General features: G+C 41.6%; 17 protein-coding genes. 7 read left to right on the top strand and 10 right to left on the bottom strand.

Features of this window, described 5'->3' with window-relative positions; all coding sequences use genetic code 11:
• Positions 1-46: 46 nt before the first annotated feature.
• Positions 47-190: a hypothetical protein gene (locus RS893_RS05550; protein WP_315790245.1), complete on the bottom strand. Its 144-nt coding sequence runs from the start codon at positions 188-190 to the stop codon at positions 47-49.
• A gap of 88 nt (positions 191-278) precedes the next feature.
• Here RS893_RS05550 and RS893_RS05545 point away from each other — a divergent pair, with 88 nt between their 5' ends.
• Complete coding sequence (locus RS893_RS05545) at positions 279-767, top strand: TIGR00725 family protein (RefSeq protein ID WP_315791876.1); 489 nt, start codon at positions 279-281, stop codon at positions 765-767.
• 35 nt (positions 768-802) lie between these two features.
• Here the strand turns inward: RS893_RS05545 and RS893_RS05540 are convergent, their stop codons facing one another.
• The 5 genes from RS893_RS05540 to RS893_RS30455 form a co-directional block, all read right to left on the bottom strand.
• Entirely contained in the window at positions 803-1,630 is an 828-nt protein-coding gene (locus RS893_RS05540) for a hypothetical protein (protein WP_315790244.1), read from the bottom strand.
• A gap of 125 nt (positions 1,631-1,755) precedes the next feature.
• Complete coding sequence (gene nuoB / locus RS893_RS05535) at positions 1,756-2,448, bottom strand: NADH-quinone oxidoreductase subunit NuoB (protein ID WP_315790243.1); 693 nt, start codon at positions 2,446-2,448, stop codon at positions 1,756-1,758.
• Between the two features lie 404 nt (positions 2,449-2,852).
• Positions 2,853-4,145 (bottom strand): protein kinase domain-containing protein, encoded by a 1,293-nt coding sequence (locus RS893_RS05530; protein WP_425475835.1) that lies wholly within the window; start codon positions 4,143-4,145, stop codon positions 2,853-2,855.
• 119 nt (positions 4,146-4,264) lie between these two features.
• Entirely contained in the window at positions 4,265-4,393 is a 129-nt protein-coding gene (locus RS893_RS30460) for a hypothetical protein (RefSeq protein WP_425475834.1), read from the bottom strand.
• A gap of 35 nt (positions 4,394-4,428) precedes the next feature.
• Positions 4,429-4,542 (bottom strand): 4-Cys prefix domain-containing protein, encoded by a 114-nt coding sequence (locus RS893_RS30455; RefSeq protein WP_425475833.1) that lies wholly within the window; start codon positions 4,540-4,542, stop codon positions 4,429-4,431.
• A 258-nt stretch (positions 4,543-4,800) separates the two neighbouring features.
• On the opposite strand from RS893_RS30455, the gene RS893_RS05525 reads away from it, so the two are divergent.
• Together RS893_RS05525 and RS893_RS05520 are read left to right on the top strand one after the other, a co-directional pair.
• The gene (locus RS893_RS05525; protein ID WP_315790242.1) at positions 4,801-5,055 is read left to right on the top strand and encodes a hypothetical protein; all 255 of its coding nucleotides are present in this window, start codon (positions 4,801-4,803) and stop codon (positions 5,053-5,055) included.
• A 9-nt stretch (positions 5,056-5,064) separates the two neighbouring features.
• Complete coding sequence (locus tag RS893_RS05520; protein ID WP_396336432.1) at positions 5,065-5,421, top strand: HNH endonuclease; 357 nt, start codon at positions 5,065-5,067, stop codon at positions 5,419-5,421.
• A gap of 102 nt (positions 5,422-5,523) precedes the next feature.
• On the opposite strand, the gene RS893_RS05515 is transcribed toward RS893_RS05520, so the two are convergent.
• The 3 genes from RS893_RS05515 to RS893_RS05505 all read right to left on the bottom strand — a co-directional run bounded on the left by RS893_RS05515 (position 5,524) and on the right by RS893_RS05505 (position 9,696).
• Positions 5,524-8,313, bottom strand: coding sequence for a zinc-dependent metalloprotease (locus tag RS893_RS05515; protein ID WP_315790241.1), 2,790 nt, complete (start codon positions 8,311-8,313; stop codon positions 5,524-5,526).
• A 465-nt stretch (positions 8,314-8,778) separates the two neighbouring features.
• A complete protein-coding gene (gene pgr5, locus RS893_RS05510; RefSeq protein WP_102151319.1) occupies positions 8,779-8,976 on the bottom strand; it encodes a cyclic electron transport protein PGR5 in 198 nt (65 codons plus the stop codon).
• A 153-nt stretch (positions 8,977-9,129) separates the two neighbouring features.
• On the bottom strand, positions 9,130-9,696 hold the full coding sequence (locus RS893_RS05505; protein WP_102151318.1) for a TetR/AcrR family transcriptional regulator: 567 nt from the start codon (positions 9,694-9,696) through the stop codon (positions 9,130-9,132).
• A 163-nt stretch (positions 9,697-9,859) separates the two neighbouring features.
• Here RS893_RS05505 and RS893_RS05500 point away from each other — a divergent pair, with 163 nt between their 5' ends.
• On the top strand, positions 9,860-10,399 hold the full coding sequence (locus RS893_RS05500) for a carboxymuconolactone decarboxylase family protein (protein WP_315790240.1): 540 nt from the start codon (positions 9,860-9,862) through the stop codon (positions 10,397-10,399).
• A 237-nt stretch (positions 10,400-10,636) separates the two neighbouring features.
• Here RS893_RS05500 and RS893_RS05495 read toward each other — a convergent pair whose 3' ends face one another.
• Positions 10,637-11,149, bottom strand: a complete 513-nt coding sequence (locus RS893_RS05495; RefSeq protein WP_315790239.1) for an Hsp20/alpha crystallin family protein — start codon at positions 11,147-11,149, stop codon at positions 10,637-10,639.
• Positions 11,150-11,707: 558 nt separating this feature from the next.
• Between RS893_RS05495 and ftsH the strand changes: the two genes are divergently transcribed.
• The 3 genes from ftsH to RS893_RS05480 all read left to right on the top strand — a co-directional run bounded on the left by ftsH (position 11,708) and on the right by RS893_RS05480 (position 14,622).
• Positions 11,708-13,696, top strand: coding sequence for an ATP-dependent zinc metalloprotease FtsH (ftsH, locus tag RS893_RS05490; RefSeq protein WP_315790238.1), 1,989 nt, complete (start codon positions 11,708-11,710; stop codon positions 13,694-13,696).
• 104 nt (positions 13,697-13,800) lie between these two features.
• A complete protein-coding gene (locus tag RS893_RS05485) occupies positions 13,801-14,046 on the top strand; it encodes a hypothetical protein (RefSeq protein WP_102151315.1) in 246 nt (81 codons plus the stop codon).
• Positions 14,047-14,184: 138 nt separating this feature from the next.
• Entirely contained in the window at positions 14,185-14,622 is a 438-nt protein-coding gene (locus tag RS893_RS05480; RefSeq protein WP_102151314.1) for an Hsp20/alpha crystallin family protein, read from the top strand.
• Positions 14,623-14,743: the final 121 nt, after the last annotated feature.

Raw genomic sequence — 14,743 nt, 5'->3', positions numbered from 1 at the left:
GCTGGAATTAAATTGACAGGATTAGGGCCTGGTCTATCGCGGACAGCTAGACGACAGCCAGCCATCCTAATAACGGTATACCTGTAACTGGAGGTGATTTATGGACTACTATTGAAGATGTGTTGAGCGATCGCTCTGCGACAACAACACTATAAACCTCTGTGACAACTAGTGTAGAGACGCATGGCACGTCTCTACAAGTACTTTGGGTGACGCATAATTAGCTTCTGAGATGTTTTAAATTATACCGTAATAAAACTCAGGTTACACAGCTAATGATGAGGAAAAAAATTGTTGGAGTAATGGGGCCTGGAGAAAAAGCAACAGAAGCCGATGTCCAAAATGCTTATAGATTGGGGGAATTAATCGCTCAACAAGGATGGATCTTACTGACAGGCGGTAGAAAATCTGGAGTAATGGATGCAGTAAATAGGGGTGCAAAGTCTGCCAATGGCTTAACAATTGGTATCTTACCTAGTGAGCAGCAAAAAGATATTTCTGAAGCGGTAGATATTGCTATTTTTACCGATATGGGCAATGCTCGCAATAATATTAACGTTCTTTCCTCTGATGTAGTGATTGCCTGTGGAATGGGTGCGGGAACAGCTTCCGAAGTGGCGCTAGCTTTGAAAGCAAATAAGCAAATAATTCTATTGAATGACGATGCAGAAAGCAAAATTTTTTTCAAAAAACTATCGCCAGTCAATATTCATGTGGTTGAGAGCGTAAATGAGGCGATCGCAATTCTACAGAAAATATTAATGTAGTAGTTCATTTAAACTAAACTAAAACGAATATATACCTACAACAGCCTTGCAGCCGCCTCACGCAATCTCTCAGAGCAATCAACTGTTATCGGTTCACCGTGTGCTACACAAATCACTTGCAAATCTTGGATATTATCAGCTAAAGCTTCCAACCAATGACGATAGGCATTTTTATCTGTCATAAAAAACCGTTTGCCTAAAGCTGTAATACCAAAATAGCCACTTGCCCCCAACCAACGAAGAATCCACCTGTTATTCGGTGGGTACTGCTGTAAATATGACTCAGTTAAGTTGAAAAGAATATCTGTAAATACCAACGCTTTTCCTGTTGGTAATGGCAATTCATAGGCTAATTCCTGGGGACGGAGACCAAGTGGTTGATGACAAATGATACCGTATTTCGGTAGAATTTCCTCAGCAATGCCATTGACAGGAACTACTTCTTCCACATACTCTTTTGCCGCAGCCGGACAAACTACTAATAACTCAGGATAACGCTGTTTGTACAGGCTAGCATCAAACCGATGAATGCGGTTTGGTACAATCATGATTCTTGGTGTACCTAAAGATTCTAGTTGTGCCATAGCCTGTTGATTTAATGCGATCGCACTGTGGATGAGAAGCGTGGAATCTGGTAATTTATACAGCACCATTTCACGAGGCACTACGGCAGCAGGAAAAATACCAGTAACATGCCAAAGGTTTTGTGCCAGTTCTTCAATGGAACCATGAGGTAACACATGAGATTGCCATTGATCAATGATAGAGGCAGACTCTTTGGGAGTTTTAATTGGGCGGGGTTTTATTAAAGAGAAGAAAGCATAAAAAAGTTCAGACGCATCCCTTTTTTCTTTTTGCACCATAGTTTGACTATTCAATTAAGTAGACAACAGAACATATGAAAAATCTTTGTGTCTTTGTATCTTAGTGGTTCAAGATTTTTTACCACTAAGGCACAAAGTCACCAAGTATTTTCAAACTTTAAGCTTCATAACTTATTAGCTGTAGCTTCTGGTAGTGTCAAAGGCAATGGCAAGCCTGTTACTTCAGCAATTTCACTGAGTATAGTTTGTCGTTCTGGACTTCTGAGATATTGTCCATCCAGGATAGGAGATACTACTTTCATTTGGTGGGAAATGCTGTAGTAGCGGTGAGTTTGTTGGGTAATCTGCCGTTCTTGAATGCTTTCGTCAGCGATTTTCTTCCGCAATTTAATAATTGCATCTATGACTGCTTCTGGTCTAGGCGGACATCCTGGTATATAAACATCAACTGGAATTAATTTATCTACACCGCGAACTGCACTGGGAGAATCTGCACTAAACATACCTCCTGTAATTGTACAAGCTCCCATAGCAATCACATATTTTGGTTCTGCCATTTGCTCGTAGAGTCGTACTAAGTTTGGAGCATACTTCATAGTAATTGTACCTGCGGTAATTAACAGGTCTGCCTGTCGGGGAGTTGCACGGGGAATCATGCCATATCTCTCCATATCAAAGCGAGAAGCATAAGCAGCCATGAATTCCATGAAGCAGCAAGCTGTACCAAACATCATGGGATACAGACTGGACATTTTTGCCCAGTTGTAAAGATCATCTACGGTTGTGAGAATGACATTTTCTGAAAGTTGTTGCGTCACTTGAGGACGCTCAATAGGATTAATAATAGTGTCAGTCATGGGCTGAGTCCCCAATTATTGGGAATAATTTCTTAAAAAATTGCACTTTTCAGGCGGGGAATTTGAGAAACTAAAGTTTACTTTCAAACCAACAGATAAATACACTGTTGATAACTTCAGTTTCTAATCAGCCTCTGAAATGTTCCAGTAAAGATAAAGGTTTTAAGGTACTAACTTAAGGTTGGTTTTTGCTTGTTAGTGGTTAGTAAATCTTATAAGACAGTCGCTACGCTAGTTTTAGTTTTTTGGCCGTACTCCCGACTCAGAAGCAATTATATATCCGTCGATGTTTACTGGAGATGGTAAACCGATACAAGAGAATCATCGGATAATTGAAAAAGCGATCGCTCAAAGAATTCAGCAAGAAAAGAAGAATTAGAGTTAAAGGCTAGTGTTAAAACTCACTACTTTAGCCGCCAAATTTTGATGGTTTTGTCAATACTACTACTGGCAAGAGTTTTGCCATCTGGGCTGATAGCGACGGAATAAACCGAGTCAGAATGCCCAGTCAGAGTGCGGATTTGCTTTCCGGTTGCCACATTCCACAGTTTGATGGTTCTGTCAGTACTACCACTGGCAAGGTATTTTTCGTCGTCAAGTTCTATTGATGACCAGTCATAACTACCACTGGCAAGGGTTTTGCCATCTGGGCTAAAGGCGACGGCGACGAAACCAGTCCTGGTCAAACTATTTCTGTTAGACTGCTGCTCAGTGAAGGTGTGGATTTGCTCTCCTGCTGCCAGATTCCACAGTTTGATGGTGTTGTCAGAACTACCATTGGCAAGGGTTTTGCCATCTGGGCTGATAGCAACGGAAATAACCCAACTAGAATGCCCAGTGAGGGTGCGGATTTGCTCTCCTGTTGCCAGATTCCACAGTTTGATGGTTTTGTCATTACTACCACTGGCAAGGGTTTTTCCATCTGGGCTGATAGCAACGGAAATAACTGAGCCAGAATGCCCAGTAAGGGTTCTTTTTAAGAAAACATCGCTATCTTTGCTAGCAATTACAGATATGGGATTAGTTGGAAATAAGCCATAGCGAACATAACTAATGAATTGGGTTGACACTAATCCCCCCAAAGTAATAGCCACACCTGCGAGTAATCTTTGTGGCCATGCTACTGGCGTTGATATTGGAGGTTGAGAAGGTACTGTAACAGGTAGTGAAGCTGGCGCTGGAATTACTGGCTGAGTTGGGGGTATTAAAGGTGGCGGCGGATTTAAATCTTGTAAAACTTCTGTTGCTGATTGATAACGCTGCTGGTGTTCTTCATGCAACAATTTATCGAGCATTTGCCATAATTCATGACTGACTGGTTGCTGTAAATGTTGTCGCCAACTCGCAACCCAACCATAACCTTGTCGTTGCCAAAGTTGCCAAGGGTGAATTCCACTCAACAGGTGAAAGCAAGTTGTACCGAGACTATATAGATCGCTAGCTGGGTAAGCTTCACCTCCCTGCATTTGTTCGGGTGGCGCATAACCAAAGGAACCGATCGCAGTTCCTGGGTTAGTCATCACTGTGGCTGTCAGTTGCTTGGATGCACCAAAGTCAATGAGTACTAATTTCCCATCACTGTGACGAATGATATTTTCTGGCTTGATATCGCGTTGAATGACTTTCTGTTGATGAACCGTCTTCAGAATATCTAACAAATCGAGCAATAATTCTTTGACTTTCTGCTCGTTGAACATTCCTGCTGTTGTAATTCTTTGAATAAATTCTGTCCATTAATAAACTGTTGCACCAAATACAGGCGATTATCTTGCTCAAAATAAGCTAATAGCGTAGGAATTTGCGGATGCTCCCCTAACTATTGCAGTCTTCTAGCTTCTTGCTCAAATAGTTCCGTCGCCTTTTGCAGTCCTGGTACTCCCTGGACTTGCGGTGTAAATTGCTTTTTGATGCACTTTTCGTTTAATTTGTCAATATCTTCTGCCAAATAAGTTTTACCAAATCCGCCGCCACCTAATGATTTTATGGGGCGATAACGGTTCTCAGCACTACTAGTCCTGTCCGGCAGCTAGAGCAAAACTTTGTAATATCAGGATTTGGCGGGTTGTGGCAAGCTAGATTAAGGCAGCAGGTCATAACTGTGCTTTTATGGGCAGATAAGCTTATTATCGCTTAATTACTCTCAGTAGAATCAATGAGAAGTGCAAGTATTCCAGATTAGCGGTCAAATGAAAGCATTATAAATAGAGGCAGTAGGGCTTGAGAATTAAGCTGAGTATCTGCCCAAGTAAATCAGAGAATATTTTGTTATTTACCAGAGGACTTTTCAAACATCCTCCTACACCCCTAAACCCCTAAACCCTTACACCCCTAAACCCCTATTCAGGTAAACTTATGACCACATCTGTAAATACAACCAAAGTCTACGACGAAATTATAGATTTCATCGCTGCTGGTACTACTCCCCAAAGTGTTATTGATTTTAAACTCTCAAATACAGCACAGGAGCGTTTAGAAGATTTAGTTTACAAACACAAAATGGGAAAACTGACACCACAAGAAAAAAAAGAATTAGACAATTTCCTCACGTTGGAACATATAATTAGGCTGGCAAAAGCGCGAGCCTATAAATATATAGATGCAGAGTAATTACTGAGAATGCCCCGATCTTACATTAGTTTAGAATTACGGCGTTTAGTTGCCGGTCGCGCTGATTGCTTGTGTGAATATTGCCTAATTCCAGAAACAAACGGCGTTAGTTTTCAAGTTGACCATATTATCAGTGTCAAACATGGGGGTTCCACGACAACCGATAATCTTTGTTACGCCTGCATTTACTGCAATCTGCAAAAAGGGACAGATTTAGGCTCAATTAATTGGCAAACTGGAGAACTAGTGCGGTTTTTCAATCCACGTCGAGACTTTTGGGGTGAGCATTTTCGATTAGATGAAGCTGTGATTCAACCACTTACAGATAGATATTGCAGAGGTGACAGCACGCATCTTGGATTTTAACAATGAAGAACGAATTCTAGAACGACAAGCATTGATGGAAGTTGGTAGATATCCATCAGCATCGGCGCTAAAACGTGTAACCAAGCAGACAGAAGTATAAAATTATCTTGAAAGCAATCGGGCGTTTAAGGCTTTGGTGATGCGATCGCTTGTTTCTTCAAGATGAGCTAGTGTGTAAATATCAAGGTTTTCATTTTGATATTTCAGACTATCATCAATGACTTGGCGTAGTTGGCGCAATTCAAACCAAGCTAGTGTGCGTCCATCTTCTGGTACATCTGTGGTACGCAATACCATATCGAGCAAAATGTTTAGGTGTTCTCGTTGCAAAGAACGACGCAGGCTAGAAATTAATTTTGGTTTCCTGGTGTCTACAATTTCTGTCCAAATGTTTTTTTGTAGAGTATTGAATAATTCTGGCATGGAAAGTGCTTGTCCAGGTGTTGTTTTAAATTCTATATCCCGGAGACGATTGAGGCGATCGCTATCTAGGAGTGATCTTAGTATTAAAGCTTGGAAATGTTGAATACGTTCGTGAATTGGATAATCAAGGCGGGATACAGGTATAAAGTTACCCCAATGTTGCCAACGCGAAGGTGCTAGCTGATTCAACAATTGCGGTGGGAAATTGAAAGCATCCTCAGCAAATACATATTCTTGCAACTTTGCTAATACCTGACGTTGTTGTTCTACAGAAACTGGTACAAAGCTAGGACGCAGATTTTCATCAGCATGGTGACGCCCAAATGATTGCCCACCTATGTATTGAGTCAACAAAGAAGCGTTACGAAAATAATATTTGAGAATGCTGTTAAACAACACCCGCAAGTTACTATAACTTTCTCCTCTCAACGGGTAATGCTGGTCAAGACGTTGCCACATAGCACGGGCATTATCCATTTGCCATTGGGAATAAACAAGCACGTCACTACTCATATCCCAGACATTTGCCAGAGGATTGATATCCCAGATATCTTCATCAGTAGCGTAAGATAATTCTGGTTGAGGAGAAGCCAAAGCAATCTGCTCTAAAAAATCTTTTTCAGCTTCGGGAATTACTGCTTCTGCTGGTAAGTCTGGGTGATGTTTGTAACCGTACTCAATTGCCCATTCGTCGTAAGGACCAATAACTGTAGGAAAATAGTCGCCTTGCTGTGTTCCCTGAGGTGCTATATTTACAGGTAAATAATCCATCACTGAACCTACTAAACCCTTGGTGTGAGTAATTTCAGTGTTGTTTAATTCCTGGGGCGCTAACATCGTGCTACCGTGAAAATTGTGGCGCAAACCTAGTGTATGTCCGACTTCGTGAGCAATGAGGGAACGTATATATTGATGCACATATTCTTTCATCTCATCACTACTTGGTGTAGCATTTTGCAACAGTGACAGCGCCAGCGCCCCCATCGCTACTTGATTGGAAAATTCCGCACCATAGCAGAAGTCAGAATCTTGTTGAGAAATCAATAATCCAGTGTTTAGAGTCTGGGATAAATTATTATCAATGCATTTAGTAAATGGATTTATCTTGCTGTTTTGATATTCCTGATTTGTAATTTTGATCTCGTGACTCTTGATAATTGACCCTTGACGATTGACACTTGACTCCATCAAAGCGCGGTATTCTTGCTGAATTGATCGCACCATGTTGGCGTCAACAATGATATCTGCATCCAATATTTCTCCAGTTACGGGATTAACGCGGGCTGGGCCTCTAGCAAAACCTGCATCTAAAGAATTGAACCAGCGAATCGTGTTGTAACGCACATCTGCTGGATGCCAATCAGCATCATCTGGCATTTGTCGGACTTCAATGGCATTTTGGAATCCTGCTTTGGCAAATGCTTGATTCCACATCAAGATGCCTTCATGAATGGCGTCGCGATACTCCAGTGGTACAGCATTTTCAATCCAAAATATTATTGGTTTTTTTGGTGGAGATAAAGGTGCATTGGGGTTCGATGGTTCAAGATGCCAGCGATTAATGTAACGTACAAATGGCTCTTTGCCATTATTTTTAGAAAAATCTTGGAAGGCAGTAATAAAATATCCGACTCTGTCATCAGCAAGTCTAGGAATATAACCATTGTTTTCAGGTAGCTGAGAAAAACTATAGTGTACTTTCAAAGTCAAGGCTCTGCTATCTGGTAAGGTGACTAAATATGCTCCCTCTGGTGATGAAAAGCTGTAAATAGATTCAATCTCTAAGTTGAAAGGAAAGCTGTCAATATCACCAAAATATGACCTATTTTCTTCCAGGCGATAATCAGCCCGCAAATAATATTTCAATAAAGAAGTTAATCCTGGGAAATCCTGCATCAGCAGGTTATTAAGATTAATAAGAATGTTTTTACTATATGGGTCGATACTGCTAATTTCGAGGGCATAAAGAACTGAGTCACTAAATGAACGAGCAAGCGATCGCAATTCTGGTTCATCTTGTTCTGTACGAAACTTGACATTACGAACAACAAAATGCAAGTTATTATTCACTCGTCGAAAGTAAAAGAGAAAATCTTGCAGAGGTAGTCCACTATAAATCCCGCTTTCTCCAATGCCAGATTCCAATGTTACTGTACAAAGATAATTTTTATTGAGTTGTTCTGGTTTCAGTTCCAAGTAAATTTTGTCATCTTCTTGATCGCGATAAATTGTAAAAAGTCCCTCTAATTTGTCTGTTCCTTTTATCGCCTCACGATATCGCCAAAAATCTTCTTTTCTATTCTCTTTAAAACTATATTCAGCAGTTGCTAATTGTTCAATTCCTGGTAGATTATTAGACTGCGCTACATAAGTATTTGTAGCTTGGTTGGCAAAAGCATAATTAGTTCCAAGTAACAAGTAATAAAATAATAATATATATACTGTTAGCTTTGTGATCCACTTGTTCATTCTTTGACTACCTTATGAAGCGGTTTTCCTTTTTATCAGCCGCTAGAATAATAAAATAGCCGTTTTTTTATCTTTCATACATAGCCCTAATTTTACTGAATTAATGGAGAATTCTGTAGTTAATTATTAATTTGTTCTTATATTCAATCAATTATTTCATCTAGCATTAATTTCTTAGGTAAATCTCAACACAGTAAATATGTATAAGCGCAGACATCCTTGGCATGTCTACGCTCAGTTGATAATAAAAAGCAATAAGTCATTAGTCAAATTAATATATAATTCGACAAACCAAAAAGATAATTAGTGAACAGTAGATATGCATGAGGTTATTAATCCTAAATTCTACGTTAACCCTACTAAATGTCTGTGGCTAATGTTACAGCGCAATTTTCCATTTCAGGATATGGTCACTTTTTCGATGTCGGCTTCGATGTCGGCAGAAAAACATTTTGGCAACTCTTTCTAAGAAAGTAAACCCAATCGCTTGCCATTAGCATGAGCCAAACGGATGAGATTTTGGCGAGTCATACGGTCAATTCCAAAGCGATCGCAAAAGTAAGTAATCGCCTGAGTGTGTAATACAATTAATTTTCCACGTACTTGATTGAATTTTGCCTGACCAAGATAATTACGAGTTAAAACAACAAATACTGCAAACATAATTAGTTCGACTCCTTTTGAAATTTTTAAGTTTTATGAACTGCTTATGTTTTCAGTGTGTCTGTTTCACTCACTCTACACCAGTAAAGATCAAGGCGTTAGGTACTAAGTTAAGTAATGTTAAGACATAAGTTCAAATCTGGAAACTAGACATTAACTTCCATCAATGAGAATAGATAAAGCTTGACGAGCATATTTTGCTCCTGCTGAAGTTCCTTCAATCGTTGCCATTAAACTAGCACCACCAATTAACAGCAAGTACTGTTGAGAGAATGCTTCTGGATTGCGAATTTCTGCTTCTATTGCTAGTTTGACAATATGAGTGCGGATCGCTTCACGTAAAGAGACAGAAACTTTATGAACTGGATGATTTGCATCGGCAATTTCTAGGACTGCATTAATAAAGGGACACCCGCGAAAATCTGGTTGAGCATACCACTCCCCCAGCACATCAAAAGTTGCGAGTAGTTTTTCTTTAGCTGTGTTTCCTCGCTCTTCAACAGATTTTTGAAACCACTGCAACCACTGCTTTTCGCGATCGCGCATCACCTCCAAAATGAGTTGGTCTTTTGAAGGAAAATACTTATAGAAAGTCCGTTTGGCAACGTCTGAAGCAGCTATCACCTCGTTAATTCCAACGTGCTGAATCCCTTTTTGGTAGAAAAGCTCGGAAGCGGTTTCCAGAATGCGATTGTAAATTTGGTTAGTCTCTTGTGCCATTGATTTCTCATTATGTAGACAAAATTGTCTACTTAAGATATTCTACTAAACAGTAGACAATTTTGTCTACTCAGTGACAAGTGTGTGATCAGCGTTGTCGAGCGGGTTTTTCCCTTCCGACATCCAATGTTGATAATACCAATACTTTAAAAAATACAGCACAATGGAATTCACTATTCATACTCTAGAAACAGTACCCGCAGCATCTCGAGCAGCTCTGTGCCATGTCAAGGAAACATTTGGTTTCATTCCCAATCTAGAGGGTATCTGTGCCGAAGCGCCTGCACTTTTGCAGGGTGGTATGGCTCTGTGGGATCTTTTCAGCACAACTAGCTTTAGTCCAGTGGAACAGCAGATAGTCTACTTGGCAGCCAATTATGAAAACGAGTGTCACTACTGCATGGCAGCACACTCAGGCTTGGCGAAAATGATTGGTATGTCCACCAAAGATATAGATGCGATGCGAAATGGTGAACTCCTGCAAGATCCAAAACTACAGGCACTTCGTCACTTTACTCAGCTCTTGGTGCAAGCTCGTGGTTGGGTAACTGACGAAGAAATCGAGACATTTATGAATGCTGGTTACACAAAGCAACAAGTTCTAGAGGTAATTTTAGGTATTGCTGTGAAAGTTATCCATAACTACACTAATCACATTGCTCAAACGCCGCTGGATAAAGAGTTTAAGCCCTACGCTTGGTAATGGGTAATTGGGAGTTTTGAGCGTGGTGCTTGATAGCACTCGTTTATTTTGATTGAAAAGAGCCAGGCAGTGAGTAGTAAACTACCTGGCTCATGGAGTCTCATTTTAGCTACGTCAACAATATCTCTACGTCCGGTGCATCAGCCTTAATAATAAGTCTTCAAGTAGACATGATAATTAAATCAGTTAAGGGGTGAAAAGGCCCCTCAGGGTTAGGGAGGAGCCTTCACGATTCATTTAACTGCCGTGATTGTTTCCGTTTGGTACAGTTTCGCTAGCGGCTTCTAGGGTGGCAGTGGAGGTTGAACCTGACAACTCGCCTAAGTTCACCTTCACAACCCGACGACGTTCTTGTTCAGTTTTAAGTAGAGTGAGGGTCAAAATACCATCCTGAAACTCGGCGTGTACGCGATCAGGTTCGATCGCAACAGGTAAGGCGATCAGCCGACGGAATTTACCATAGGCAAACTCCGAGCGGAACCACTGACTGTTTTCAGATTGCTGTGGATAAGGATACTCGCCCTCAATCAGTACAGCATCTCGCGTCGCTTGAATATTAAGGTGGTTGCGATCAATACCAGGAAGTTGAACACGCAACACCAGATTATCAGAGGTATCGATTAACTCAATGGCAGGATACCAAGCAGCTTCACGCTCTGTAGATGTACCCGTAAACTCGTCAAAAATTTGATCAAGCTGACGACGTAACGATTCCATTCGCTCAAAAGGTTGCCAACGCATTATTCTCATACGGTTAGCCTCCTTTGCAATCAATTTTTATCGTTTGTAGAGTTTGTATACACCAATATAGATTGAGCAGCACAAGCATCTAACTTCAATTTTGAAATGCAGGTTAGATTTTCGTTGTAGCTGCTCTACTCAATATAGATAGCAAACTATTTTGAGATTCTGAGTTTGCTTGAAGTAGTGTTTCCCGAACGGAGATTATGACGGTTCTCCCAACCGATTGCTTGGGGGAGTTTTGTAATTAATTAAAGTGTAATAGTCAAGACCTAACTAATTATAATAACAACACCAAATTTGACCAATCATTACCAATCATTACCGAGCATCTCACGAATAGAGTTCACAACAAAGAAAAGGGGGTGTAGGGGTGTAAGGGTATGAGGGTATAGGGGAAAATATCTGTTTCATCATTTGACTGTGAATATTGTTTCATTGGGACTGCCCCCAGCTACCACTGCCTTATTTTCAAGATAGCTATTCATGAACGTTGGTACACTAACCTTGCCATGAAAGTTCTTACCCCTTCTGCCTTCTTTTCAAACTAGATTGAGGTAGGTGTCTATGCCTGTTGAAACTGAGACTCAACGTTCGCAAAAGAATCCAAAACCAAGACAGTTTGGCAACAGCCTGATCATTTTCGTGACTGCACTGTTGCTATTGAATTTCCTTCTCTTACCAGCGTTGCGCCCCCGTCTGCCAGAGGTTCCCTACAGCACTTTCATTGAACAAGTGGAGAATGGGCAGGTGGCGCGAGCGATCGTCAGTCCTAACCGGATTCAGTATATGCTGAAATCCAAACCAGGCGCACAAAAGCAGGCTCCGATTATCTTAGAAACTACACCTGTTGCCCTGGATCTCGACTTACCCAAGATTTTGCGGGAACACAATGTGGAATTTGCTGCTCCACCACCAAACAATACGGGCTGGATTGGAACGATACTCAGTTGGGTAGTGCCGCCGCTAATTTTCTTTGGTATTTGGGCTTGGTTGTTCAGCCGCGCTCAAGGGGCGGGGCCTGCTGCCCTCACTGTGGGTAAGAGCAAAGCGCGAATTTATTCAGAAGGCGTTACAGGCGTGAAGTTTGATGATGTTGCGGGGGTGGATGAAGCTAAAGCAGAACTTCAAGAAATTGTAGACTTTCTCAAGCACGCTGATCGCTATATTCGTTTAGGAGCTAAGATTCCCAAAGGTGTTTTACTGGTGGGACCGCCTGGCACAGGAAAAACCCTCCTCGCCAAAGCGGTTGCGGGAGAAGCAGGCGTTCCATTCTTCAGTATTTCTGGTTCAGAGTTCATTGAACTTTTTGTTGGGGTTGGTGCAGCACGGGTGCGTGATTTGTTCGAGCAAGCCAAGCAACAAGCGCCCTGCATTGTGTTTATTGATGAACTAGATGCTCTGGGTAAATCTCGCGGTGGCAATGGCCCGTTTATTGGTGGCAATGACGAACGCGAGCAGACCCTCAACCAATTATTAACTGAAATGGATGGGTTTGATGCCAATACGGGCGTAATTATCTTAGCTGCGACGAACCGTCCGGAGATCCTAGATCCGGCTCTACGGCGTCCTGGTCGGTTTGACCGACAAGTTGTGGTTGATCGCCCCGATAAAATCGGGCGAGAAGCCATTCTGAAAGTTCATGCCCGCAATGTCAAATTAGCAGAGGACGTTGATCTGGAGAAAATCGCGATCCGCACCCCCGGATTTGCTGGTGCAGACCTGGCAAATTTGGTCAACGAGGCGGCACTGCTGGCTGCGCGTCAAAATCGCAACGCTGTAACAATGGCAGATTTCAATGAAGCGATTGAACGCGTAGTGGCTGGTTTAGAGAAAAAATCTCGTGTTTTAAATGAAATTGAGAAGAAGACCGTTGCCTATCACGAAGTCGGACATGCGATTGTCGGTGCATTAATGCCTGGTGCTGGTAAAGTGGAAAAAATCTCGATCGTACCTCGTGGTGTCGGTGCATTGGGCTATACAGTTCAGTTGCCAGAGGAAGACCGCTTTTTAATGATTGAAAGTGAACTTCGCGGTCGCATTGCTACCCTGTTGGGTGGACGTTCAGCGGAGGAACTGGTCTTTGGTGAGGTGTCTACTGGAGCCAGCGATGATATTCAAAAGGCAACAGATCTGGCAGAACGTGCCGTTACCCTTTATGGCATGAGCAATGAACTGGGTCCAATCGCTTTTGAGAAAGTCCAGCAACAGTTTTTAGAAGGTTACAGCAATCCCCGTCGTTCCGTGAGTCCCAAGGTAGCGGAGGAGATTGATCGTCAGGTGAAGAAGATCATCGACGGCGCTCACCAGATGGCCTTGCAGATTCTGCAACACAATCAAGACTTGTTGGAAGAAACAGCACAAACCCTGTTGCAGAAAGAGATTTTGGAAGGTGAGGAGTTGCGATCGCGCCTCGATCAAGCACACTCACCTTCAAACCTGCACCACTGGTTACGAACGGGTAAGCTTCCAGAAGCACAGCCTCCACTTCAGACATCCTGGAGTGAAATGGAACAACTTGATGAAAACCTAGACAGTAAATTACCTCTTAAGTAGGTAAGTAGTGCGGTTTTTCTGACTGACATGTAAAAGTAACACTTTGGGTAATGGGGTGATATTGTTATCCCCCCACTCCCACCTCTGTTATCAAGGAGTAGACCATGAAAAAGCAAACAACTCAGTCTTTCAAGTGGCTTCCCTTAGCCGCTGTAGGGATGCTTTTTCCCAGCGCTTATATCTGGATCTTTTTGTGGTGTCTCAAGCTGAATGTCAATTTTTGGGTGATTTACATTGTGCTTTACGGTGGAGCGATCGCGTCCTCTTTCTTGCCGACATCACGCAAGGCTCAAAGTAAACGCGCTCCTCTTGTTAAAGAATTCACTCGCTCACGACCACAGCCGTCTTAAACGGTTTTGTTCGGAAGGATGAATCAGGTTTTTCGAGAGAACCGAACCCACAATTTTTTGCTCACTTATTAATGTGAAATTAGATAGTTCAAATTAAATAAATTACATAATTGAACAGCAAAATCGGAGGTAAATGCTATGTCTCTAATTCGTTGGCAACCATTCCAAGAAATTGAAAATTTACAACAAGATATGAACCGTTTATTTGATCGTTTAATGACAAGAGACGGTGAAAGAATCGGTACAAACTTTATTCCCGCAGCAGAAATGCAAGAATCATCAGATGCCATTCATTTAAAACTGGAAATTCCAGGAATGGACGCAAAAGACATTGATGTACAAGTTTCTGCCGAAGCGGTTTCAATTAGCGGAGAACGAAAAGAAGAAACTAAAACTGAAGAAAAAGGAATGACTCGTACCGAATTTCGTTATGGTAAATTCCAGCGAGTGATTCCTCTTCCTGCACGAGTTGAGAATACCAGTGTGAAAGCAGAGTATAAGAATGGTATTCTGCAACTAACACTTCCAAAAGCAGAAGACGAGAAAAATAAAATTGTCAAAGTTAATATTGTCTAACCCTTGCTATAGGGGTAGATAGAATACGGTTCGGTTAAAAGGGAAATGGTTAAAGGGAGTGAAAAATGCTTTTCCCTTTACCCTTTCCCCAACTTTTGCAAAATAGTTCACAATGAAGGAG

It is taken from the genome of Fischerella sp. JS2, assembly GCF_032393985.1.
Classification (GTDB): Bacteria; Cyanobacteriota; Cyanobacteriia; order Cyanobacteriales; family Nostocaceae; genus Fischerella.
This window is presented reverse-complemented; position numbering and strand designations above follow the sequence as displayed.